Source organism: Plasticicumulans lactativorans, assembly GCF_004341245.1.
In the GTDB taxonomy this organism is placed as follows: domain Bacteria; phylum Pseudomonadota; class Gammaproteobacteria; order Competibacterales; family Competibacteraceae; genus Plasticicumulans_A; species Plasticicumulans_A lactativorans.
Genome location: NZ_SLWY01000020.1, coordinates 42,665 through 66,182 on the forward strand (window position 1 = coordinate 42,665; position 23,518 = coordinate 66,182).

20 protein-coding genes are annotated in these 23,518 nt (G+C 73.4%); 16 read left to right on the forward strand and 4 right to left on the reverse strand.

Going from position 1 to position 23,518, the window contains the following annotated elements:
* Positions 1 to 49: 49 nt before the first annotated feature.
* The 4 genes from EV699_RS16485 to gcvT all read left to right on the forward strand — a co-directional run bounded on the left by EV699_RS16485 (position 50) and on the right by gcvT (position 6,113).
* Positions 50 to 1,429 carry an L-serine ammonia-lyase gene (locus EV699_RS16485; protein ID WP_132544802.1) on the forward strand — a complete coding sequence of 460 codons (1,380 nt, stop codon included), beginning with the start codon at positions 50 to 52 and terminating at the stop codon, positions 1,427 to 1,429.
* A 126-nt stretch (positions 1,430 to 1,555) separates the two neighbouring features.
* Positions 1,556 to 4,420 carry an aminomethyl-transferring glycine dehydrogenase gene (gcvP, locus tag EV699_RS16490; RefSeq protein WP_132544804.1) on the forward strand — a complete coding sequence of 955 codons (2,865 nt, stop codon included), beginning with the start codon at positions 1,556 to 1,558 and terminating at the stop codon, positions 4,418 to 4,420.
* A 21-nt stretch (positions 4,421 to 4,441) separates the two neighbouring features.
* On the forward strand, positions 4,442 to 4,963 hold the full coding sequence (locus EV699_RS16495) for a glycine cleavage system transcriptional repressor (RefSeq protein WP_132544806.1): 522 nt from the start codon (positions 4,442 to 4,444) through the stop codon (positions 4,961 to 4,963).
* A gap of 28 nt (positions 4,964 to 4,991) precedes the next feature.
* Positions 4,992 to 6,113, forward strand: coding sequence for a glycine cleavage system aminomethyltransferase GcvT (gene gcvT / locus EV699_RS16500; RefSeq protein ID WP_132544808.1), 1,122 nt, complete (start codon positions 4,992 to 4,994; stop codon positions 6,111 to 6,113).
* A 46-nt stretch (positions 6,114 to 6,159) separates the two neighbouring features.
* Here gcvT and EV699_RS16505 read toward each other — a convergent pair whose 3' ends face one another.
* Together EV699_RS16505 and EV699_RS16510 are read right to left on the reverse strand one after the other, a co-directional pair.
* Positions 6,160 to 6,510 (reverse strand): RidA family protein, encoded by a 351-nt coding sequence (locus EV699_RS16505; RefSeq protein ID WP_132544810.1) that lies wholly within the window; start codon positions 6,508 to 6,510, stop codon positions 6,160 to 6,162.
* Positions 6,511 to 6,617: 107 nt separating this feature from the next.
* Positions 6,618 to 7,118 (reverse strand): MarR family winged helix-turn-helix transcriptional regulator, encoded by a 501-nt coding sequence (locus tag EV699_RS16510; protein ID WP_132544812.1) that lies wholly within the window; start codon positions 7,116 to 7,118, stop codon positions 6,618 to 6,620.
* Positions 7,119 to 7,243: 125 nt separating this feature from the next.
* Between EV699_RS16510 and EV699_RS16515 the strand changes: the two genes are divergently transcribed.
* The 7 genes from EV699_RS16515 to EV699_RS16545 all read left to right on the forward strand — a co-directional run bounded on the left by EV699_RS16515 (position 7,244) and on the right by EV699_RS16545 (position 14,591).
* Complete coding sequence (locus tag EV699_RS16515) at positions 7,244 to 8,197, forward strand: MBL fold metallo-hydrolase (protein ID WP_132544814.1); 954 nt, start codon at positions 7,244 to 7,246, stop codon at positions 8,195 to 8,197.
* A 126-nt stretch (positions 8,198 to 8,323) separates the two neighbouring features.
* Positions 8,324 to 9,991, forward strand: a complete 1,668-nt coding sequence (locus EV699_RS16520) for an FAD-dependent oxidoreductase (protein ID WP_132544816.1) — start codon at positions 8,324 to 8,326, stop codon at positions 9,989 to 9,991.
* A 15-nt stretch (positions 9,992 to 10,006) separates the two neighbouring features.
* The gene (locus EV699_RS16525; RefSeq protein WP_132544818.1) at positions 10,007 to 10,231 is read left to right on the forward strand and encodes a DUF2783 domain-containing protein; all 225 of its coding nucleotides are present in this window, start codon (positions 10,007 to 10,009) and stop codon (positions 10,229 to 10,231) included.
* 2 nt (positions 10,232 to 10,233) lie between these two features.
* A complete protein-coding gene (locus EV699_RS16530) occupies positions 10,234 to 11,373 on the forward strand; it encodes a homogentisate 1,2-dioxygenase (protein ID WP_132544820.1) in 1,140 nt (379 codons plus the stop codon).
* 14 nt (positions 11,374 to 11,387) lie between these two features.
* Positions 11,388 to 12,407 (forward strand): fumarylacetoacetate hydrolase family protein, encoded by a 1,020-nt coding sequence (locus EV699_RS16535; RefSeq protein ID WP_132544822.1) that lies wholly within the window; start codon positions 11,388 to 11,390, stop codon positions 12,405 to 12,407.
* Between the two features lie 126 nt (positions 12,408 to 12,533).
* Positions 12,534 to 13,175, forward strand: a complete 642-nt coding sequence (gene maiA, locus EV699_RS16540) for a maleylacetoacetate isomerase (protein ID WP_132544824.1) — start codon at positions 12,534 to 12,536, stop codon at positions 13,173 to 13,175.
* 78 nt (positions 13,176 to 13,253) lie between these two features.
* Complete coding sequence (locus EV699_RS16545; RefSeq protein WP_132544826.1) at positions 13,254 to 14,591, forward strand: GH1 family beta-glucosidase; 1,338 nt, start codon at positions 13,254 to 13,256, stop codon at positions 14,589 to 14,591.
* 85 nt (positions 14,592 to 14,676) lie between these two features.
* On the opposite strand, the gene EV699_RS16550 is transcribed toward EV699_RS16545, so the two are convergent.
* A complete protein-coding gene (locus EV699_RS16550) occupies positions 14,677 to 16,473 on the reverse strand; it encodes an ABC transporter ATP-binding protein/permease (RefSeq protein ID WP_165904181.1) in 1,797 nt (598 codons plus the stop codon).
* 195 nt (positions 16,474 to 16,668) lie between these two features.
* Here EV699_RS16550 and EV699_RS16555 point away from each other — a divergent pair, with 195 nt between their 5' ends.
* The 4 genes from EV699_RS16555 (at position 16,669) to EV699_RS16570 (ending at position 22,419) form a co-directional block, all read left to right on the forward strand.
* A complete protein-coding gene (locus EV699_RS16555) occupies positions 16,669 to 17,694 on the forward strand; it encodes an amino acid ABC transporter substrate-binding protein (RefSeq protein WP_132544830.1) in 1,026 nt (341 codons plus the stop codon).
* A 6-nt stretch (positions 17,695 to 17,700) separates the two neighbouring features.
* Positions 17,701 to 18,843, forward strand: a complete 1,143-nt coding sequence (locus EV699_RS16560; protein ID WP_243662710.1) for an amino acid ABC transporter permease — start codon at positions 17,701 to 17,703, stop codon at positions 18,841 to 18,843.
* A gap of 5 nt (positions 18,844 to 18,848) precedes the next feature.
* Positions 18,849 to 19,898: an amino acid ABC transporter permease gene (locus tag EV699_RS16565; RefSeq protein WP_243662711.1), complete on the forward strand. Its 1,050-nt coding sequence runs from the start codon at positions 18,849 to 18,851 to the stop codon at positions 19,896 to 19,898.
* Positions 19,899 to 20,208: 310 nt separating this feature from the next.
* Positions 20,209 to 22,419, forward strand: coding sequence for a hypothetical protein (locus EV699_RS16570; RefSeq protein WP_132544832.1), 2,211 nt, complete (start codon positions 20,209 to 20,211; stop codon positions 22,417 to 22,419).
* A 21-nt stretch (positions 22,420 to 22,440) separates the two neighbouring features.
* Here EV699_RS16570 and EV699_RS16575 read toward each other — a convergent pair whose 3' ends face one another.
* Positions 22,441 to 22,863, reverse strand: a complete 423-nt coding sequence (locus tag EV699_RS16575) for a TOBE domain-containing protein (protein WP_132544834.1) — start codon at positions 22,861 to 22,863, stop codon at positions 22,441 to 22,443.
* 173 nt (positions 22,864 to 23,036) lie between these two features.
* Here EV699_RS16575 and EV699_RS16580 point away from each other — a divergent pair, with 173 nt between their 5' ends.
* Positions 23,037 to 23,387 carry a YXWGXW repeat-containing protein gene (locus EV699_RS16580; protein ID WP_132544836.1) on the forward strand — a complete coding sequence of 117 codons (351 nt, stop codon included), beginning with the start codon at positions 23,037 to 23,039 and terminating at the stop codon, positions 23,385 to 23,387.
* The last annotated feature ends 131 nt before the right edge of the window (positions 23,388 to 23,518 follow it).

Here is a 23,518-nt window from a genome sequence, read left to right on the forward strand (position 1 = left end):
GCAGCGCCCCTTCCCACGACCTTGCCGCCGCGACGGCCGGAGGACCTCCATGGCCATCAGCGTTTTCGACATGTTCAAGATCGGCATCGGCCCGTCGAGCTCGCACACGGTGGGGCCGATGCGCGCCGCCTGGCGCTTCGCCAGCCAGTTGCAGGAGCACGGCCTGCTCGAGCGCGTGGCCTCGGTCAAGGTCGAGCTGTACGGCTCGCTCGGTGCCACCGGCCGCGGCCACGGCAGCGACAAGGCGGTGCTGCTCGGGCTGGAGGGCGAACTGCCCGACCAGGTCGACACCGACGGCGTCGACGCGCGCCTGGCACGCATCCGCGGGGAGCGCCTGGTGCGGCTCTTGGGCGTGCACCCGGTGCGCTTCGTCGAGAAGGAGCACCTGGTGATGCACCGGCGCCAGAGCCTGCCGTACCACCCCAACGGCATGCGCTTCATCGCCTGCGACGACACCGGGGAGGAGCTGCGCAACAAGGTCTACTACTCGGTCGGCGGCGGCTTCGTGGTCAACGAGGAGGCGGCCGGCGCCGACCGCATCGTCGCCGACACCACGCCGATCCCGTACCCGTTCCGCAGCGGCGCGGAGCTGCTCAGGCTGTGCGCCGAGCAGCAGCTGCCGATCAGCGGGCTGATGCTCGCCAACGAGCAGGCGTGGCGCTCCGAGGCCGAGGTGCGCGCCGGCCTGCTGGCGATCTGGCAGGTGATGCAGGGCTGCGTACGGCGCGGCTGCGAGCGCGAGGGCACCATGCCCGGCGGGCTCAAGGTGCGCCGCCGCGCCGCCGAGCTGCACCGCAAGCTGTCGAGCGGCTTCGAGGCGGCGCTGAGCGACCCGCTCGCCGCGCTCGACTGGGTCAACCTCTACGCGCTCGCGGTCAACGAGGAGAACGCCGCCGGCGGGCGCGTGGTGACCGCGCCGACCAACGGCGCGGCCGGCATCGTGCCGGCGGTGCTGCACTACTACTGGCGCTTCGTGCGCGGCGCCACCGAGGACGGCGTGGTGCGCTTCCTGCTCACCGCCGGCGCCATCGGCATCCTGTACAAGGAGAACGCCAGCATCTCCGGTGCCGAGGTCGGCTGCCAGGGCGAGGTCGGCGTGGCCTGCTCGATGGCCGCCGGCGCGCTGGCCGAGGTGCTCGGCGGCACCCCGGCGCAGGTCGAGAACGCCGCCGAGATCGGCATGGAGCACAACCTGGGGCTGACCTGCGACCCGGTCGGCGGGCTGGTGCAGGTGCCCTGCATCGAGCGCAACGCGATGGGCGCGGTGAAGGCGATCAACGCCGCGCGCATGGCGCTGAAGGGCGACGGCACGCACTTCGTATCGCTCGACCGCGTGATCAAGACCATGCGCGAGACCGGCGCCGACATGAAGGACAAGTACAAGGAAACCTCGCGCGGCGGGCTCGCGGTCAACGTCATCGAATGCTGAGCGCCACACCCGGCGCGCGCGCGTGCGGCCCCCGCGAGGTGCGCGGCACGCGCGGAAACGCCGCGGAATCCGTATAAGGTGCCGCCTGTCGCGGCCGGCAGCGGCCGCCCCTGTGAGGAGAGTCCCATGTCGCATGCACGGCGCTCGCTCGGCGAGCTGGAGCAGACCACCGATTTCGTCGGCCGCCACATCGGCCCGACGGCGGCCGAGCAGGCCGCGATGCTGGCCGAGCTCGGGCTCGACTCGCTCGACGCGCTGATTGCGCGGGTGGTGCCGGCCGACATCCGCAGCGGCGCCCCGCTGGCGCTGCCCGCGGGCACCACCGAGGCCGCGGCGCTGGCCCGCCTGGGTGCGCTGGCCGAGCGCAACCGCGTGCTCAAGTCGCTGATCGGGCTCGGCTACTACGGCACCCACACGCCCCCGGTGATCCTCCGCAACGTGCTCGAGAACCCGGCCTGGTACACCGCCTACACGCCCTACCAGCCGGAGATCTCGCAGGGCCGGCTGGAGGCGATCCTGAACTTCCAGACCATGGTCGCCGAGCTGACCGGGCTCGACATCGCCAACGCCTCGATGCTCGACGAGGCCACCGCCGCCGCCGAGGCGATGGCGCTGTGCGCGCGCGTCGCCCGCAACAAGTCGCCGGTGTTCTTCGTCGCCGCCGACGTGCTGCCGCAGACGCTCGCGGTGGTGCGCACCCGCGCCGAGCCGCTCGGCATCGAGGTGGTGGTGGGCGATGCGCGCCGCGAGCTGCCGGGGCGCGCGTGCTTCGGCGCGCTGCTGCAGTACCCCGGCGCCGACGGCGCGGTGCACGACTACCGCGAGGTCACCGCCGCGGTGCAGGCGCAGGGCGGCCTGGTGGTGGTGGCTGCCGACCTGCTGGCGCTGACCCTGCTGGCCCCGCCGGGCGAGTGGGGCGCCGACGTCGCCGTCGGCAGCAGCCAGCGCTTCGGCGTGCCGGTGGGCTTCGGCGGCCCGCACGCCGGCTACCTCGCCACCCGCGACGCGCACAAGCGGGTGATGCCGGGGCGCCTGGTCGGAGTGTCGGTCGACGCCCAGGGCGCGCCCGCCTTCCGCCTGGCGCTGCAGACGCGCGAGCAGCACATCCGCCGCGAGAAGGCGACCAGCAACATCTGCACCGCGCAGGTGCTGCTGGCGGTGATCGCGAGCCTCTACGCCGCCTACCACGGCCCGGCCGGGCTCGCGACCATCGCCGCGCGCGTGCACCGCCTCACCGGGGTGTTCGCCGCCGGGCTGCGCGCGCTCGGCTACGCGCCGGCGCCGGAGGCGTTCTTCGACACCCTCACCGTCGCCAGCGGCGTGCACACCGCGGCGATCCACGACGCCGCGCGCGCGCGCGGCTACAACCTGCGTGAGATCGACGCCGGGCACCTCGGCGTGTCCTTCGACGAGACCGTGACCCGCGCCGACGTGCTGGCGCTGTGGGGGGCCTTCGCCGCGGCGGGCGCGGCGCTGCCGGACTTCGACGCGCTGGAGGCCGTGGTGGCCGACGCGATCCCCGCCGGCCTGCGCCGCGGCAGCGCCTACCTGACCCACCCGACCTTCAACCGCTACCACTCCGAGACCGAGATGCTGCGCTACCTGCGGCGTCTCGCGGACAAGGACATCGCGCTCGATCGCGCGATGATCCCGCTCGGTTCGTGCACGATGAAGCTCAATGCCACCACCGAGATGATCCCGGTGACGTGGCCGGCGTTCGGCCAGCTGCACCCCTTCGTGCCGGCCGAGCAGGCCGCCGGCTACCGCGCGCTCACCGACGAGCTCGAAGCCATGCTGTGCGCGGTGACCGGCTACGCCGCGGTGTGGCTGCAGCCCAACGCCGGCTCGCAGGGCGAGTACGCCGGCCTGCTGGTGATCCGCGCCTACCACGCCAGCCGCGGCGAGGCGCACCGCGACGTCTGCCTGATCCCGAGCTCGGCGCACGGCACCAACCCGGCGTCGGCGCAGATGGTGGGCATGAAGGTCGTCGTCGTGGCCTGCGACCGCCAGGGCAACGTCGACGTCGACGACCTGCGCAGCAAGGCCGTGCAGCACGCCGAGCGCCTCGCCGCGATCATGATCACCTACCCGTCGACCCACGGCGTGTTCGAGACCCGCGTGCGCGAGATCTGCGAGATCGTCCACGCCCACGGCGGGCAGGTGTACATCGACGGCGCCAACCTCAACGCCCAGGTCGGGCTGTGTGCGCCCGGCGCCTACGGCGGCGACGTCTCGCACCTGAACCTGCACAAGACCTTCTGCATCCCGCACGGCGGCGGCGGGCCGGGGGTCGGGCCGATCGGCGTCGCCGCGCACCTCGCCGAGTTCCTGCCCGGGCGCGGGCCGCATGCGATCGGCCCGGTGAGTGCCGCACCCTACGGTTCGGCGTCGATCCTGCCGATCACCTGGACCTACGTCACGCTGATGGGGGGCGAGGGCCTGCGGCTTGCCTCGGCCAACGCCCTCCTCGCCGCCAACTACATCGCCGCGCGGCTCGCGCCGCACTACCCGGTGCTCTACAGCGGCGCCGAGGGTTTCGTCGCGCACGAGTGCATCCTCGACCTGCGCCCGCTCAAGGAGATCACCGGCATCTCCGTCGAGGACGTCGCCAAGCGCCTGATCGACTACGGTTTCCATGCGCCGACGATGTCCTTCCCGGTGGCCGGCACGCTGATGATCGAGCCCACCGAGAGCGAGTCGAAGGCCGAGCTCGACCGCTTCATCGAGGCGATGATCGCGATCCGCGAGGAGATCCGCGCGGTCGAGAGCGGCGTGCTCGACGCCGAGGACAACCCGCTGAAGCACGCGCCGCACACCGCCGCGGTGGTCAGCGCCGACGCCTGGCCGCACGCCTACCCGCGCAGCCAGGCGGCCTATCCGGTGCCCGGCCTGCGCGCCGGCAAGTACTGGCCGCCGGTCGGGCGCGTCGACAACGTCTACGGCGACCGCAACCTGTTCTGTTCGTGCGTGCCGCTCGGCGACTACGCCTGAGCCGGCACAGGAGACGCCCCGATGCAGACTTCGCTCGTACTCACCGTGATCGGCCCGGACCGCCCCGGGCTGGTGGAAAGCCTCGCGCGCACCGTCGCCGCGCACGGCGGCAACTGGACCGAGAGCCGCATGGCCGAACTCGCCGGCCAGTTCGCCGGCATCCTGCGCGTGGTGCTGCCGGCCGCGCAGGTCGACGCGCTGGCCACGGCGCTGCAGGCGCTGGAGGCCGACGGCCTGCGCGTGCAGATCGCCCGGAGCCAGGCGGCGGGCGCCGCCGCGGCGCGTGCGCTCACGCTCGACCTGGTCGGGCAGGACCGCCCGGGCATCGTGCGCGAGATCGCCGCCGCGCTGGCGCGCCTCGGCGTCAGCATCGACGAGCTGCACACCCGCGTCGCCAGCGCGTCGATGTCCGGCGAGACGCTGTTCGAGGCGCACGCGCGGCTCGCGGTGCCGGCCACGCTCGGCCTCGCCGACCTGCGCGGCGCGCTGGAGGCGCTCGCCAACGAGATGATGGTCGACCTGACGCTCGACGACCTCGCCTGAGCACCGCCGTCCCCACCCGGAGCCCGCCATGACCGACACCGACAACCTCGCGCGCACCCCGCTGTACGCGCTGCACCTCGAACTCGGCGCCCGCATGGTGCCCTTCGCCGGCTATGCGATGCCGGTGCAGTACCCCGCCGGCATCCTCAAGGAGCACCTGCACTGCCGCGCGCAGGCCGGGCTGTTCGACGTCTCGCACATGGGCCAGGTGCGGCTCGCCGGCGCCGAGGCCGCCGCCGCACTCGAAACCCTGGTGCCGGTGGACATCGTCGACCTGCCGCTCGGCCAGCAGCGCTATGCGCTGTTCACCGACGAACGCGGCGGCATCCTCGACGACCTGATGGTGGTGCGCGAGCCCGACGGGCTGTTCCTGGTGGTCAACGCCGCCTGCAAGGCGCAGGATCTCGCGCACCTGCGCACGCAGCTCGGCGCGCGCTGCGACGTCGACGAGCTCGCCGACCGCGCGCTGCTCGCGCTGCAGGGGCCGGCGGCGGGCGCGGTGCTCGAACGCCTCGCCCCGGCGGTCGTCGGCATGGTGTTCATGACCGCGCGCCGCGTCGACGTCGCCGGCATCCCCTGCCTGGTGACGCGCTCGGGCTACACCGGCGAGGACGGCTTCGAGATCTCGGTGCCGGCGGCGCAGGCCGAGGCGCTCGCCCGCGCGCTGCTGGCAGCGCCCGAGGTCGCCCCGATCGGCCTCGGCGCGCGCGACTCGCTGCGCCTGGAGGCGGGGCTGTGCCTGTACGGCCACGACATCGACACCACCACGACCCCGGTCGAGGCGGCGCTGCTGTGGGCGATGCAGAAGGTCCGCCGCAGCGGCGGCGCGCGCGCCGGCGGCTTCCCGGGCGCCGACGTCATCCTGCGCCAGCTCGCCGAGGGGGTGGCGCGCAAGCGCGTCGGCCTGGTCGGCGAGGGCAAGCAGCCGGTGCGCGAGGGCGCCGAGCTGAGCACCGCCGACGGTCGCCCGGTCGGGCGCGTCACCAGCGGCGGCTTCGGCCCCAGCGCCGGGCGGCCGGTGATGCTGGGCTACGTCGAAACCGCCTGCGCCGAGCCCGGCACCGCGCTCGTCGCCAGCGTGCGCGGCAAGGCGGTGGCGGTGACGGTGTGCCGCACGCCGTTCGTGCCGCAGCGCTACTACCGCGGCTGAGGCATGCGGCCGCGGCCCGCCGTGCGGCGGGCCACGCGCCGCGCGTTCAGCGCGCGGCGATCACCATCACTTCCACCAGGATGTCCGGGGCGGCCATCTTCGCCTCGGTGGTCGCGCGCGCCGGCGCACAGCCCGCGGGCATCCACTTTTCCCAGATGTCGTTCATCGCCGTGAAGTCGCGGTCGATGTCGCGCAGCCAGATCTGCGCCGAGAGGATGCGGGTCTTGCCGCTGCCGGCCTCGGCCAGCAGTTCGTCGATCTTGGAAAGCACCTCCTCGGTCTGGTTGCGCACGTCGCTGCTGCGATCGGTGGAAACCTGGCCGGCGAGGTAGACGGTATCGCCGTGGACGACGATCTGACTCATGCGCTTGCCGATCTGCTGCCTGTCGATGTGCATTGGAGTGTCTCCCCGGGCGTGATGCGCGGATGCGCTGGCCTCCAGTGTGGCCTGTGCGCGCGCATTCTGCCGCGGGGAGGCGCGTCTTGCGCGCCACCGGCGGGGTTTCAGTCGGCGTCGTCGCTGCCGGCGCGCATCCCGCGCAGGCGCGCGAGCAGGCGGTCGAGCAGCTCGTGCAGGCGCTCGACCTCACCGGCGTCGAGCACCTGCAGCATCTCGGCCTCCCAGGCACGCGCGAGCGGGGCGATGCGGCGGAACATGTCCTGGCCGCGGCGGGTGAGTGCGAGCACCGCGACGCGGTTGTCGCGCGCGTCGACCTGACGGTTGATCAGCCCGGCGTCGAGCATGCGCGCGAGCGTGCGGCTGACGCGCGCCTTCTCCATGTGCGCGCGGCTGCCGACCTCGCCGGCCGACAGCGGCGACTCGCGCCCGAGCGTGGCGAGCACCCGCCACTCCGGCACCGAGATGCCGAACTGCTCCTGGTAGATGCGCGCGAGCGAACGGCTCATGCACTCCGCCAGCACGTTGAAGCGGTAGGGGAGGAAGTGGTCGAGTTCGAACGGAGACTCGCCCGCGGGGGTTTCGACGGGGTTGGGATCGCTTGACATTAGTTTCGTGGTAAACTAATTTTCGTCACACCTAAGGTGACCTTCCGTAACAAGATAATTTGGTTTCGTCGTGAACCAAAGGAAAATCTGAGCCGCTCGGGCGGCCTGCCAGCGAGAGGATACACATGAGCCAGAAAGCCTTTGCCTCCCAGGGAGATCTCGAAGAAAAGAAGGTGAGCTTCGTCAAGCTCGCCGACAACGCCTACGCCTACACCGCCGAGGGCGACCCGAACGCCGGGGTGATCATCGGCGACGACAGCGTGATGGTCATCGACACCCTCGCCACGCCGGTGATGGCGCAGGGGCTGATCGACTGCATCCGCAGCGTCACCGACAAGCCGATCAGGCACATCGTGCTCACCCACTACCACGCGGTGCGCGTGCTCGGTGCCGCGGCCTACGGTGCCGAGACCATCATCGCCAGCCAGGGCACCTACGAGCTGATCCGCGAGCGCGGCGAGGCCGACATGATGTCCGAGTACGGCCGCTTCCCGCGCCTGTTCCGCTCGTTCGAGTCGGTGCCGGGGCTGACCTGGCCGAACCTGGTGTTCGAGAACCGCATGACGCTGTGGCTGGGCAAAACCGAGGTGCGGATCATGCATCTCGGCCGCGGCCACACCAAGGGCGACACCGTGGTCTGGCTGCCGCGCGAGAAGGTGCTGTTCGCCGGCGACCTGGTCGAGTACGCCTCGGCGCTCTACACCGGCGACGCCTATCTCGGCGACTGGCCGCAGACGCTCGAGAACCTGCGTGCGCTCGGCGCCGAGAAGCTGGTGCCGGGGCGTGGCGAGGCGCTGCAGAACGCCGCCGAGGTCAACGCCGCGCTCGACGGCACCAAGGCCTTCATCGACGCGCTGTTCGGCTCGGCGCAGGCGGCGGTGGCGGCGGGCAAGTCGCTGAACGAGACCTACAAGGCCACCTACGCGGCGATGCAGCCGCGCTTCGGCAACTGGGTGATCTTCGATCACTGCATGCCGTTCGACGTCACCCGTGCCTACGACGAGGCCTCGGGCATCCGCGACCCGCGCGTCTGGACCGCCGAGCGCGACACGCAGATGTGGGCCGCCCTCGAAGGCTGAGCCCCGCCCGCCCACTTCTTCGACACCCGTATCGAACGCGACCGGCCCGCCCGGTCGCGCGGGGACGGCTGCGCCCGCGCGGCGCGCCCCACCCCGCCACCCCCAGGTCCGAGGAGGAACCGCTCCATGCTGAGCACCTACCAGTATCCGAAGTTCGCCTACACGCCGCCGCCCGAGCTGGCCGCCGGCACCGTGCGGCGCGTGCCGGTGGTCGTCGTCGGCGCCGGCCCGGTCGGCCTGGCGACGGCCATCGACCTCGCCCGGCACGGCGTGCCGGTGCTGCTGCTCGACGACGACGACACCGTCAGCATCGGTTCGCGCGGCGTCTGCTACGCCAAGCGCACGCTCGAAGTGCTCGACCGCCTCGGCTGCGGCGACGCCGTGGTCGACAAGGGGGTGTCGTGGAACGTCGGGCGCACCTTCTTCCGCGAGGAGGAGGTGTACAACTTCGACCTGCTGCCGCAGGCCGGGCACAAGCGCCCGGGCATGATCAACCTGCAGCAGTACTACCTCGAGGAGTTCCTCAACCGCCGCGCCGCGGCGCTGCCGGCGATCGAGCAGCGCTGGAAGAACCGCGTGGTGTCGGTGACGCCGCAGGACGACGGCGCGCTGCTGAAGGTCGAGACCCCCGACGGCATCTACGCGCTCGCGGCCGACTGGCTGGTGGTCGCCGACGGCGCGCGCAGCCCGATCCGCCGCATGCTCGGGCTCGACATCGACGGCAAGATCTTCATGGACCGCTTCCTCATCGCCGACGTGGTGATGCAGGCGGCGTTCCCACCCGAGCGCTGGTTCTGGTTCGACCCGCCGTTCCACCCCAACCAGTCGGCGCTGCTGCACCGCGAGGCCGACGACGTCTGGCGCCTCGACTTCCAGCTCGGCTGGAACGCCGACCCGGAGGAGGAGAAGAAGCCGGAGAACGTGATCCCGCGCATCCGCGCGATGCTCGGCGACGAGCGCCCGTTCGAGCTGGAGTGGGTCAGCGTCTACACCTTCCAGTGCCGGCGCATGGGGCGCTTCAACCACGGCCGCGTACTGTTCGTCGGCGACGCCGCGCACCAGGTCAGCCCGTTCGGCGCGCGCGGCGCCAACTCGGGCATCCAGGATGCCGACAACCTGGCGTGGAAGCTCGCGCTGGTGATCGACGGTCGCGCCCCCGCCCGGCTGCTCGACAGCTACTCCGACGAGCGCGTGTACGCGGCCGACGAGAACCTCCTCAACTCGACGCGCTCGACCGACTTCATCACGCCGAAGAGCGGTGCCAGCAAGCAGTTCCGCAACGCCGTGCTGGAACTCGCCCGCGAGCACGCCTTCGCCCGCGCGCTGGTCAACAGCGGCCGGCTGTCGGTGCCGAGCGTGCTCGTCGACTCGCCGCTCAACACCCCCGACGGCGACGCCTTCGCCGGCTGGATGCTCCCCGGCGCGCCGCTCGACGACGCCCCGGTGCGCGCCGGCGATGCCCCGGGCTGGCTGCTCGAGCATACCGGCGGCGGCTTCACCGGGCTGTACTTCGCCGCCGACCCGGCGCGCATCGCGGCGCCGACGCGCGCCGCCTTCGCCGCGCTCGCCGCCGGCCCGCTGCCGGTCGAGGTGGTGGTGGTGGCGGCGCGCCCCGGCAGCGTCGACGGCGCGCGCGTGCTGGTCGACGCCGACGGGCTCGCGGCGCAGCGCTACGACGCCACCGACGGCACGTTCTACCTGGTGCGCCCCGACCAGCACGTGTGCGCCCGCTGGCGCGCGCTCGACGTCGCCGCGGTCGGCCGCGCGCTCGCCCGCGCCACCGCCCAGGCCTGACCGGAGGAAGACCCCATGTCCCTGAACCTGCAACCGAACTTCGGCGAGCCCGGGCAGCGCTACCTGCGCGCCTACACCCCGGGCGACGACTTCTACGAAGCCCTGATCGAGGCGCACCGCGACCTCGACGACGAGCACAGCCAGCGGCTCAACGCCCGGCTGATCCTGCTGCTCGCCAACCACATCGGCGACCTCGGCGTGCTGCGCCAGGCGCTCGCCATCGCCCGCGACGGAGCCTGACCATGAAACAGCCGATCACCTTCCCCAAGTGCGAGGGGCTCTACAACAAGCAGGCGCACTGCGACATCCCCGCCGGGCTCTACGAGCGCGAGCATGGCCGCGAGGGCTTCTTCGGTGCCGCGAGCCACATCCTGCACGCGCACCGGCCGACCGACTGGAGCGCCTGGGACGGCCCGCTGCAGCCGCACTGCCTGGACCTCAACCGCCTGCCCGCCACCGAACTGTGCCCGTGGACGGCGCACCCGGTGATGTCGAACGCGCAGGTGCAGGTACGCATGTGGCGCGCGCCGGCCGGCAACATGCCGCACCTGGTGCGCAACGGCGACGGCGACGACCTGCTGTTCGTGCACAACGGCCGCGGCGAGCTCTACTGCGACTACGGCCACATGAGCTTCCGCGACGGCGACTACATCATCATGCCGCGCGGCACCGCGTGGCGGATCGAGGCCGCCGAGCCGGTCGAGATCCTGCTGGTCGAGGCCACCGAGGACTACTACCAGCTCCCCGACCGCGGCATCGCCGGGCGCCACGCGCTGTTCGACCTCGCGGTGCTGGAGACGCCGAAGATCGACGACGCCTTCAAGGCCCAGTACAGCGAGACCGAAACGCGCGTGCGCATCAAGCGCCGCGGCCGCTTCACCACCGTGACCTTCCCGTTCAACCCGCTCGACGCGGTGGGCTGGCACGGCGACTGCGTGCCGGTGAAGCTCAACTGGCGCGACATCCGCGAGATGCTGAGCGACCGCTACCACCTGCCGCCGACCGCGCACGCGACCTTCCTGTCGAAGGCCGTGGTGATCTGCACCTTCGCCCCGCGCCCGCTGGAGTCCGACCCCGGCGCGCTGAAGGTGCCGTTCTTCCACAACAACGACGAGTTCGACGAGACGATCTTCTACCACCGCGGCAACTTCTTCAGCCGCGACAACATCGGCCCGGGCATGCTGACGCTGCACCCGAGCGGCTTCGCCCACGGCCCGCACCCGAAGGCGTTCGCCCTCGCCGAGGCCAACACCGGCGGCGAGCGGCGCTACACCGACGAGGTCGCGGTGATGATCGACACCCGCATGCCGGTGGACCTGGCGCCGCAGCCCGAAGGCGTCGAGAACCCCGATTACGTCAATTCCTGGAAGCGCGCGCGCTAACGCGGAGGCCGCCGATGAAACTCGCATCCCTGAAAGCCGGTGGCCGCGACGGCCGCCTGGTGGTGGTGTCGCGCGACCTCGCCCGCGCCGCCGCCGTGCCCGAGATCGCGCCGACGCTGCAGCGCGCGCTCGACGACTGGGCGACGCTCGCGCCGCGGCTCGAAGCCGTGTACGCCGCGCTCAACGCCGGCACCCGCGCCGACGCCTTCGCCTTCGACCCGGCCGCCTGCGCCTCGCCGCTGCCGCGCGCCTACCAGTGGGCCGACGGCTCGGCCTATGTCAACCACGTCGAGCTGGTGCGCAAGGCGCGCAACGCGGAGATGCCGCCGAGCTTCTGGACCGACCCGCTGATGTACCAGGGCGGCTCCGACAGCTTCGTCGGCCCGCGCGACCCGGTGCTCGCGGCGAGCGAGGACTGGGGCATCGACTTCGAGGCCGAGCTCGCGGTGGTCACCGACGACGTGCCGATGGGCGCCACGCCGGCGCAGTGCCGCGAGCGCATCCGCCTGGTGATGCTGGTCAACGACGTCAGCCTGCGCCATCTGATCCCGGCGGAGCTGGCCAAGGGCTTCGGCTTCTTCCAGTCGAAGCCGGCGAGCGCGTTCTCGCCGGTCGCCGTCACCCCCGACGAGCTCGGCGCGGCGTGGGAGGGCGCCAGGGTGCACCGGCCGCTCGAAGTCCACCTCAACGGCGAGCCGTTCGGTCGCCCCGATGCCGGCGTCGACATGACCTTCGACTTCGGCCAGCTCGTCGCCCACGTCGCGAAGACGCGCGAGCTCGAAGCCGGCAGCATCGTCGGCTCGGGCACGGTGTCGAACAAGCAGGGCGACCTGCACGGTTCGAGCGTCGCCCACGGCGGGGTCGGCTACTGTTGCCTGGCCGAGGTGCGCATGTACGAGACCATCGAGACCGGCGCGCCGCAGACCCCGTTCCTGCGCTTCGGCGACCGCGTGCGCATCGAGATGCACGACGCCGACGGCCGCTCGATCTTCGGCGCGATCGAGCAGACCGTGCAGCGCCACGACGGCCCCTGACCCCGCTGGAGCCCCTCTCCCGGTGGGAGAGGGGTTGGGGTGAGGGTTATTTCGATCGCCACGACCGCTCTCCCGTCCGTTTCGCGGCGGCGCGTCCGCCTCCCCACCACCGAGGTGCCCACGGCCATGCAACTCCACGACTACTTCCGCTCCTCGGCCGCCTACCGCGTGCGCATCGCGCTAAACCTGAAGGGGCTCGCCTACCAGCACGTGCCGGTGAACCTGGTCAGGGGCGAGGAGGCGGCCGCGTCCTACCGCGCGCTCAACCCGCAGGGCCTGGTGCCGGCGCTGGTGCTCGACGACGGCAGCGTGCTCACGCAGTCGCTGGCGATCTGCGAGTACCTCGACGAGACCCACCCCGAGCCGCCGCTGCTGCCGCGCGACCCCGCCGGCCGCGCGCGGGTGCGGGCGCTGGCCCAGGTCGTCGCCTGCGACATCCACCCGATCAACAACCTGCGCGTGCTCAAGTACTTGGTCGCCGAGCTCGGCGCCAGCGAGGCGCAGAAGCTCGACTGGTACCGTCACTGGGTCACCGAGGGCCTCGCGGCGCTCGAAGCGCTGCTCGCCGGCCACCCCGCCAGCGGCCGCTACTGCCACGGCGACCGGCCCACGCTCGCCGACGTCTGCCTGGTGCCGCAGGTGTTCAACGCGCGGCGCTTCGACTGCCCGCTCGATGCCTTCCCGAGCGTGACCCGCATCGTCGCCGCCTGCGAGGCGCTCGACGCCTTCGCCGCCGCCGCACCCGACCGCCAGCCCGACGCGCGCTGAGTGCGCGCGCCGCCGGGCGCGGGCGGGGGGCGCGGTCTATAAGGGGGTAGGGCGCGTCGTCGCCCGCAGGAGAGCACCATGCCCACCGCTGACACCCCCGCCTGGCCCCGGGATTTCGTCTGGGGCGTTTCCACGTCGAGCTACCAGATCGAAGGCGCTGCCAGCGAGGACGGCCGCGCCCCGAGCATCTGGGACATCCGCTGCCGCCAGCAGGGCGCGATCGCCAACGGCGACACCGGCGACGTCGCCTGCGACCACTACCACCGCTACCCCGAGGACATCGCGCTGATGCGCGAACTCGGCGTGGCCGCGTACCGCTTCTCGATCGCCTGGCCGCGCGTGCTGCCGCGCGGGCGCGGCTCCCCCAACCCCAAGGGGCTCGACTTCTACGACCGCCTGGTCGACGCCGTGCTCGCCGCCGGCATCGAGCCGTGGGCGTGCCTGTACCACTGGGACCTGCCGCAGGCGCTGCAGGACCGCGGCGGCTGGACCCGGCGCGACAGCGCCGGCTGGTTCGCCGACTACGCGGTGCTGATGGCGCAGCGCCTCGGCGATCGCGTCAAGCGCTGGGCGACCTTCAACGAGTTCGCGGTGTTCACGCTGTTCGGCTACGCCATCGAGTGGGGCGCGCCGGGGCGTGCCGACCGTGCCGACCACCTCGCCGCGATCCACCACGTCAACCTCGCCCACGGCGCCGGCGTCGACGTGCTGCGCGACCTGGTGCCGGGGGCGTCGATCGGCGCCATCCACAACCGCCAGGCGGTGTGGCCCGAGCAGGACCTGCCCGAGCACCACGAGGCCGCGGCGCTGCTCGACGAGCACTGGAACCGCGCCTTCCCCGAGCCGCAACTGCTCGGCCACTACCCGCCGCGCATCGCCGCGGCGATCGAGCCCTACCTGCGCGCCGGCGACCTCGCGCGCATCTGCCGGCCGATCGACTGGTTCGGCCTCAATCACTACGGCCCGATCTTCGTCAAGCCCGACCCGCAGGGCACCTGGAACTTCACCTGGGGCGAAGCCCCGGCCGATGCACCACGCTCCGAAATCGGCTGGCCGATCTACCCCGAGGCCTTCCGCGACGAACTGCTCGAACTGACGCGCCGCTTCCGCCTGCCGATCTACGTCACCGAGAACGGCGCCGGCGGGCAGGACGGCCCCGGCCCCGACGGCAGCATCGACGACCACCACCGCATCGCCTACCTCAGCGCCTACACCGGCGCGCTGCACGAAGCCCTCGCCGCCGGCGCCGACGTGCGCGGCTACTTCGTCTGGTCGCTGCTCGACAACTTCGAATGGGGCGCCGGCTACGCCAACCGCTTCGGCATCGTCTACGTCGACTTCGCCACCCAGCAGCGCACCCCCAAGGCCTCGGCGCGCTGGTACGCCGACCTGATCCGCCACGCCCGCGGCGGCTGAGCGCGGCCCTGCAATCCCTCCCCCAGAGGGGGAGGGTTCATGGGCGGTGAAGCCTCAGCCCCTGTGGAAGATGGGCACTTTGGGCTCAGCGCGCGCCGTTCGGGCGCTGGCCGTTCGGCGCCGGTGGCGGGGCGGCGCCGTTCGCGGGGCGCGTCAGGCCCGGCGGCAGGACCAGGCGGCGGCCGTAGAAGTCGGTGAGCAGGCCGTCGTCGCCGATCGTCACCACCGTCGCGTCGGGGAAGCGCCGGGCGAGCAGCGCGAGCATCTGCGCCTTGCCGGCGGGGTCGAGCGCGTCCAGCGCGTGGTGGATGAAGATCCAGTGCGGCCGCTGCAGCAGCAGCCGGGCGAAGCCGACGCGCTGGCGCTCGGCCGGCGTCAGCGTGTGCTCCCAGGCGCGCCGCTCGTCGAGGCGCGGGATCAGGTGTGCCAGGCCCACCTGATGCATCGCCTCGTGCAGCGCGAACTCATCGGCCGGGGGCGCGACCGGCGGGCAGGCGATCGCCTCGCGCAGCGAGCCGCGCGGCAGGTAGGGGCGTTGCGGCATCAGGAAGATCGACGCCCCCTCGGGCAGTTCCACACGGCCGCAGCCCCACGGCCAGACCCCGCTGACGACCTTGACCAGGGTTTCGGCGGTCGTCGGATCGCCGACCAGCAGCACGCGCTCGCCGGGGCCGATCTCGGTGCTGAAGCGGTCGAGCAGCACCGCGCCGCCGGGTTCGGCCACGGTCACATCGCGAAACGCGAGCTGCGGCGTGCTCCCCGGCGCCACCGCGATCGCCGCCTTCGGCGCCGGCAGGCGCGTCAGCGCCGCGTGCAGCGACAGCACGCGCTCGACCGAGGCGCGCCATTCGGCGAGCCGGGGCACGTTGTCGATCGGCCAGGCGAGCGCGGCGATCGTCTGCTGCAGCGCCTGCGCGGCCTGCATCATGCCGCCCAGCGTGATGTCGCGGGCAAGGTAGCGCGGCGCCGCCGCCAGGAAGGGAAAGCCCTGCGACAGCACCGACCAGCTCGCCGAGAACAGGAACAGGTTGCGCAGGGCCGTGGTCTGGCGGTCCCAGGCCGCCACCGCGTGGCGGTACAGCCCGCGCAGGCGGCCGCGCTCCTCGGGCTCGGTGCGGGCGATGGCGATTTCGAGCGAGGTCTCGCGCGCGTGCACCAGGCCGAAGCGGAAGTTCGCCTCCTGCGACTGCCGCCATTCGGCGGCGCGTATCAGCGGCTGCCCCAGCCACAGCCCCACCAGCGTGCCGACGCCGGCGTAGGCGAGCGCGATCCACACCAGATGCCCCGGCAGGTGGAGCGCGAAGCCGTCGAAGGCGAGGTCGGCAGGGCCGGACAGCACCCACAGCACCTGGATGAAGCTCGCCAGCAGCAGCAGGCAGTAGAAGGCCGAATGCGCGAGGTCGATCGCGTACTCGGTGGCGATGCGCACGTCCTCGGCAATGCGCCCGTCGGGGTTGTCCTGCTCGCTCTGCAGGTCGCGCACGCGGTCGTGGTGGCCCGGGCTCATCCACTCGCCGAGCAGCCGCTCGGTCAGCCAGCTGCGCCAGCCCACCTGCAGCCGGCGCTTCACCGTCAGGTGCAGGCTCACCACCGCCATGTTGTAGAGCGTGATCAGCCCGAGCGCCCCCACCAGCCACAGGAAGCGCTGGATCGCGTGCACCTCCAGCGCATCGAACAGGTACTTGTTCCACACGTTGAGCAGCAGCGGGATGCTCACCTGTCCCACCGTGAGCAGCACCAGTGCCGCCAGCAGCCCCCATACCTGCCACCTCGCCGGCGCCGACCAGTACGCACCGGCCAGGGCCCAGAAGGCGCGGTAGAAACGCATCCACCCCACCCACAGGCCGATCACCCCGCCACCGGACCCCTGCTGCTGGTCCATCGACCACCTCTCGTGCATGCCGCCTTCCCTGCAAGCGTAGGGCGGGCGGCGCCGCGGCGACGGACGGCGAAGCACGACGCCCCGCGTTCACGCCGTTGCCGGCCCGCGGTACGCGCGGCCGCGTTTCGCCGTGGCGCTTGCTACATTCCCCGGGCGGGCCGCGCCGGTGCGGCGTCGCATCCGGGGGGAGTTCGCATGCACCACACCATCCGCACGTCCGTCGCCGCGCTGCTCGCGGCCTATGCGCTGGGCCAGGCCGGGGCGGCGCTGGCCGGCGAGACCTTCGACACCGTGAAGAAGCGCGGCACGCTGCGCTGCGGCGTCAACGTCAGCGTGCCGGGCTTCTCGGCGCCCGACAGCCAGGGCAAGTGGACCGGGCTCGACGTCGACGTCTGCCGCGCGGTCGCCGCGGCGGTGTTCGGCGATGCGAACAAGGTCGAGTTCGTGCCGCTGAACGCGCAGCAGCGCTTCGCCGCGGTGCAGTCGGGCGAGGTCGACCTGCTGTCGCGCAACACCACCTGGACGCTGTCGCGCGACGCCGGGCTCAAGCTCGACTTCGGCCCGGTGGTGTTCTACGACGGCCAGGGCTTCATGGTGCCGAAGGCGATGGGGGTGAAGAGCGCCACCGAGCTCAACGGCGCCACGGTGTGCGTGCAGACCGGCACCAGCACCGAGCAGACCCTCGCCGACTGGTTCCGCGCCAAGAACATGAGCTTCAAGCCGGTGGTGATCGACAGCTTCGACGAGCTCAACAAGGCCTTCTTCGCCGGGCGCTGCGACGTCTACACCACCGATCGCTCGGGGCTCGCGTCGATCCGCAAGACCATGAGCGGCAAGCCCGACGACTACGTGATCCTGCCCGAGACCATCTCCAAGGAGCCGCTCGCGCCGGCCTGGCGCCACGGCGACAACGAGTGGGGCGACGTGGTGCGCTGGTCGGTGACGGCGCTGATCGAGGCCGAGGAGCTCGGCATCAACTCGGCCAACGTCGACGCCCAGGCCAGCAGCGGCAACCCGGCGGTGGCGCGCTTCCTCGGCACCACGCACGGGCTCGGCGCGGCGCTGGGGCTCAGCGACAAATGGGCCTACGACATCGTCAAGCAGGTCGGCAACTACGGCGAGGTCTACCAGCGCAACATCCGCGAGCCGCTGGAACTCGCGCGCGACCTCAACGCGCTGTGGACCGCCGGCGGCCTGCTCTACGCCATCCCGGTGCGCTGAACCGCCGTGCCACGCCTGCGCCTGCGCTGCGACCGCCGCTGCCTGCGCGCACTCGCCGCGCAGGCGCTGCTGCTCGCCGCGGTGGCGGGCGTGCTCGCCTGGCTCGCGGGCAACGCCGGCGCCAAGCTCGCGCAGCAGGGCATCGCCAGCGGCTTCGGCTTTCTCGGCAAGGAGGCCGCGTTCGCGATCAGCGAGCACCCGATCGCCTATTCGCCCGCCGACAGCTACGCCCGCGCGCTCACCGTCGGCGTGCTCAACACGCTCAAGGTGGCGCTGCCGGCGCTGCTGTTCGCGACCGTGCTCGGCACGCTGGCCGGCATCGCCCAGCTCGGCCGCAACTGGCTCGCCGCGCGGCTCGCCCGCGGCTACGTCGAGGCGGTGCGCAACGTGCCGCTGCTGCTGCAGCTCTTCTTCTGGTACGGGCTGCTCACCGAGCTGCTGCCGCTGCCGCGCCAGGCGTGGTCGCCGCTGCCCGGCGTGTTCCTGAGCCGGCGCGGGCTGATGCTGCCGGCGCCGGCGGGCGAGGGCTGGGGCACGCTGCTCGCGGCGGCGGCGCTGGGGCTCGCCGCGGCGCTCGCGCTGCGTGCGGCGTACGGGCGGGTGCGGCGCGGCGGCGGCGCGCTCGCGGCGCTGCTGCTGGCACCGCCGCTCGCCGCGTGGCTCGCCACCGCCGGCACGCGCGCCTGGAGCGTGCCGGCGCTGCAGGGCTTCAACTACGTCGGCGGCACCACGCTCAGCCCCGAGTTCGCCGCGTTGCTGCTCGGGCTCACGCTGTATGCCGGCAGCTACATCGCCGAGATCGTGCGCGCCGGCATCCTCGCGGTGCCGCGCGGGCAGGTCGAGGCGGGGCTCGCGCTCGGCCTCAGCCGCGCACAGGTGCTGCGCCTGATCGTGCTGCCGCAGGCGCTGCGCGCGATCGTGCCGCCGCTCGCGAGCCAGTACCTGAGCCTGGTCAAGAACAGCTCGCTGGCGGTGGCGATCGGCTACCCCGACGTGGTGTCGATCAGCAACACCGCGATCAACCAGACCGGGCAGGCGGTGGAGGGCATCGCCATCATCATGGCCGCCTACCTGAGCGTGAGCCTGGCGGTGGCGGCGCTGATGAACCTCTACAACCGCCGCGTCGCGCTGCGCGGCGCGACGCGCTGAACGCCGTGGCGAAACGGCTGCGCGCCGCCGCCGGCTGGGCGCGCACGCACCTGTTCGCGGGGCCGTGGGATGCGCTGGTGACGCTCGCGCTCGCCGCGCTGCTCGCCGCCGCGCTGCCGCCGCTGCTGCGCTGGGCGCTGTGGCAGGCGCAGTGGAGTGGCGATGCCGCGGGCTGCCGCGCGGCCGGCGGGGCGTGCTGGGCCTTCATCGGCGAGAAGGCGCGCTTCATCCTGTTCGGGCTCTACCCGCCGGCCGAGCAGTGGCGGGCGGCGCTCGCGGTCGGGCTGTTCCTGGCGATGGCCGGCTACAGCGCGGCGCGCTTCCGGTTGCCGGCGGCGGGCTGGGCGCTTACCGCCGCCGCCTGCGGCGGGCTGCTCGCCGGCGGCGTGGCCGGCCTGCCCGCGGTGCCGGCCACGCAGTGGGGCGGCCTGCCGCTGACGCTGCTGCTGACCGTGCTCGGCCTCGCCGGCGCCTTTCCGCTCGCGCTGCTGCTGGCGCTGGGGCGGCGCTCGCGGCTGCCGGTGCTGCGCGCGCTGTGCGCCGGCTACGTCGAGCTGGTGCGCGGCGTGCCGCTGGTCAGCGTGCTGTTCATGGCCTCGGTGATGCTGCCGCTGCTGCTGCCGGGCGGGGTGGTGATCGACAAGCTCGTGCGCGCGCAGCTCGCCATCGTGCTGTTCGTCGCCGCCTACATGGCCGAGGCGGTGCGCGGCGGCCTGCAGGCGGTGCCCGAGGGCCAGGACGAGGCTGCCAGCGCGCTCGGCCTGCGCTGGTGGCAGCGGCAGCGCTACGTGGTGCTGCCGCAGGCGCTGCGCGTGGCGCTGCCGGCGCTGGTCGGCATCGCCATCGGCACCTTCAAGGACACCTCGCTGGTCGTCGTCATCGGCCTGTTCGACCTGATGACCAGTGCCCGCGCCGCCCTCGCCGACCCGCGCTGGCTCGGCTTCTCCGCCGAAGCCTACCTGTTCACCGGCACGCTCTACTTCGTGCTGGCGTACGCGCTGTCGCGCTACGGCCGCGCGCTGGAAGCGCGGCTGGCGGCCGGCGAGGGCGAGTGAGCCGGCGACTGCAGTCCCCCCTCTTCCACAGGGCGAGGGGTGTCAAACCGGTGGCTGGCGCCTGCCAAGAGGCTTCCTTGATCCACCGCACGGTCGCGCGATGCCGGCGGGGCGTACCCTCAGCCCTCCCTTCTCCCCCCGAGGAAGGCGTCGGAACCGGGTGGCGCCCGCGGCGTGCCGGTGCCGCGCCGCGGGCTATGGTGAAGGCAGTGGCGCGCGGCGCCGGATGCCCCGGGCCGTGCGCAGCGTTTCTCCCGCCGCCGCTGGCCGGCGCGCGGCGGGTCCCGCCCGAGGCTATGAGGACCAGTTCATGAATGCGGAGCAATGGGAATCGGTCTGGCACCGGGTCCGCGCTGGACGCCACACGCTGCTGCTCGGCGCCGATGGCCTGCCCGACGAGATCGACGGCATCAGGGTGCTGCGGGTCGACTGCACCTCGCCGTGGGCGACGGGCGGCGTGCTCAGCGTCGCGCTGCGCAAGGTGGTGCAGGCGCTCGGCGGCGAGCTGCCGGCGGAGGCGCCCGCCGCGGCCGCCGGCGGCCTGCAGCAGCGGCTGCTGGGCGAGCTGCCGCGGCCGGCGCTCGACGCGCGCTTCGTCGACGCCTGCAACCGCCTGGCCGATGCCGGCGGCACCTGGGTGCTGGCCCTCGAAGCGGTCGACGCCGCCGATGCGGCCTCGCTGGCCGCGCTCGAGCACATCCTGCGCCGCTCCGGCTGGCTGCGCCTGCCGCTGCTGCTGACGCTGCGCGGGGTGGCGGGCGAGACGGTCGGCGGCCTCGTCGACGCCCTCGGCGGCGACCCCGGGGCCCTCGTCGAGGCGCCGCCGGCGCTCGCCGCCGGCGAGGCGGCGTTCGACTGGCGCGGCCTGCCGCCGGCGACGCTGCGGGTGCTGCGCGCCGCCGCGCTGATCGGCGCGAGCTTCGAGGCCGAGCTGGTCGCCGGCCTGCTCGACGTGCCGCTCGGCGCGGTGCTCGAAGCACTGCAGGAGGCGGCCGATGCCGGCGTGCCGCTGGACGACCGCGGCGAGGGCCTGTTCCGCCTGTCCGCCGCCGCGGTCGAGGAACTGCGCCGCGGCATGCTGCCGTCGCTGCGCGAGCACTGGCACGAGCGCCTGGGTCGGCGCCTGAGCCGGGCGCCGGGCGTCGCGGCGCTGCGCGAGCCGCCGCCCGGCGTCGCCGCGGCCCCGTCTGCGGCGCCACCGCCGGCGCCGGCCGCGCCGGTGGCCGATTACGCCGGGCTGTTCCAGCCGCCGGCGGCCCCGGTCGCACCGCCGCCCGCGCCGCCCGCCGCGGCCGCCGGCGGGGTGCCCGCCGCCGCGGTGCCCGGTGAGGCGCCGCCTCCCGCCGATGCCGCCGCGGCGCTCGCGGCGCAGCACCTGCAGGCGGCCGGGCGCAGCGAGGCCGCGGCCGAGCAGTATCTGGCGGCGATCCGCGACGCCACGGCGCAGGGCGACACGCGGCGCGTCCCGCCGCTCGCCGCGCAGGCGCTGCGCCTGCTGGAGTCGCTGCCGGTGTCGCGGCACCGCGCGCTGCTGCAGGCGCGGCTGATGGTCGAACTGGGGCGGGCGCAGTGGCAGGGCGCGGTGCTCGACCCCTCGTTCACGCTCCCCGCGGCGCGCCAGTCGCTCGGCGCCGCGTGGTCGCTGCTGCCGAACGACGCCCCGCCCGCGGTGCTGGGCGAGCTCGCCAGCGTCAGTGCCGAGGTCGCCTGCGAGCTCGGCGACGTGCCGATGCTGGAGCGGGCATTCGCTGCGCTCGCCGATGCCTGCCGGCGCGTGCTCACCAGCGGCGATGCGCTGGCGGCGGTGCAGCTGTGCAACGAGCAGGCGGCGATCGCGGTGCACCTCGGCGACCCCGCGGCCGCGATCGGCCTGCTGTCGCAGTCGCGCGAGTGGCTCAACCGCCAGTTGCAGGCGACGCCGCAGGACCCGCTCGCGATCGAGCGGCTGGGGCAGACCGAGCACCTGCTGGCGCGGCTGGCGCTGCACGCGCCGGTCGCACCGGCGCAGGAGCGCCAGGCCTGCGCGGTGGCGCTCGGCCACGCGGCGGCGGCCGAGCACGCCTACCGCCACCTGGGCCAGCGCCGCGGGCTGGCGCGGGTGCTCGAAACCAGCGGCCGCCTGCAACTGCGCCAGGGCCAGATCGAGGCCGCCCGCCAGGCGCTGCTCACGGCGGCGGAACTGCAGAACACGCTCGGCGACGTCACCGGGCTCGCCCGCACCACCGAGGCGCTGGCCGAGCTGCTCACCCGCACCGGCCAGGCCGAGCAGGCCGCTGCGGCGCTCGGTGATTCGATCGCGCTCAACGTCGAGAAGGGCTCGCCGATCGGCCTCGCCTTCAACCGCCGCGCGCTCGAAGCGCTGGTGGCGGCGGGCGCGCACGGTCGGTCCGCGCCGGGGGGAACGCTCGAACCGCTGCTCGACGAGCTGCAGCGGCGCCTGAACGAGGCCGAGGCGATGCTCGGGCGCGTCGACTGGCGCGACACGCCCGCCGCCGCCGCCGCGACGGCCGCGCCGGGCTGAGCGGCGCCGCCGCGCGCGGCGTCAGTCGATGCCGACCAGGACGCTGCTCGCCTTGACCAGCGCGTACGCCTCGGCGCCGGGGACGAGGCCGAGCGTGCGCGCGGAGACCTCGGTGACGGTGGCGGTGACCTGCAGCCCGGCGGGGGTCGCGAGCGTCACCTCGGCGCTCACCGGGCCTTCGACCACCGACACCACGCGGCCGGCGAAGACGTTGCGGGCGCTGAGCCGCGCCGGCGCGCCGGTGCCGAGCAGCACCGAACTCGCCTTGAACACCGCGACCGCCGCATGGCCGACCGCGAGCCCCAGCGCATCGACGGCGCCGTTGGTGATGGTGGCGACGACGGTGTCGGCGGCGTTGACGGCGATCGTCACTTCCGCGTTGACGGCGCCGCGGTGCACGGCGCTCACCGTGCCGGCGAACTGGTTGCGGGCGCTGATCTGCATCGGGCGGGCTCCGGGGCGGGGTACGGGGGGATGCGAGCATCGCGCAGGCGGACGCCGGCCACAACGCCGCCGGCGTCGCAGCGGCACGGTCGTCGGGGCCGGTTCTTAAGCTCACCTTCAGATTCGTGCGCGACGCTGGGGTCCGAAGTCGACGATCGATCAGGAGGTGCACGATGTCGAAGCAGCGTTGGGTGGTTCCGATCCTGGCGGTGGGCTGCGTGCTCGCCGGCTGCACGGCGGTGGTCCGGCCGGCGCCCGCGGTCGCCGTGGTGCGTCCGGGGCCGGTGGTGGTCGAGGAGGAGCGCTACGTGATGCACGCGCCGCCGCCGCCGCGCGAGGAGGTCATCGTCGCCGCACCGTCGCCGGCGCACGTGTGGGTGCAGGGGCGCTGGGCATGGCGCAACGGCTGGGCATGGCTGCCCGGCCACTGGGCGGTGCCGCCGCGGGCGCGGGCGCACTGGGTGCCCGGCTACTGGGATTCCCGCCCGCGCGGCTGGGTCTGGGTCGAAGGGCGCTGGGGCTGAGCGCGGCTCGCCCCGGCGGCCCCGGCACGCGCTGGCGCGACGCCAGCGCACAGGCGGGCTGGCGGTCCCTGCGACGGGATCGGGTCCCGCATCCTTCCGGCACGGCCTTCGCCCAGGCGCAGGGCGGGGCC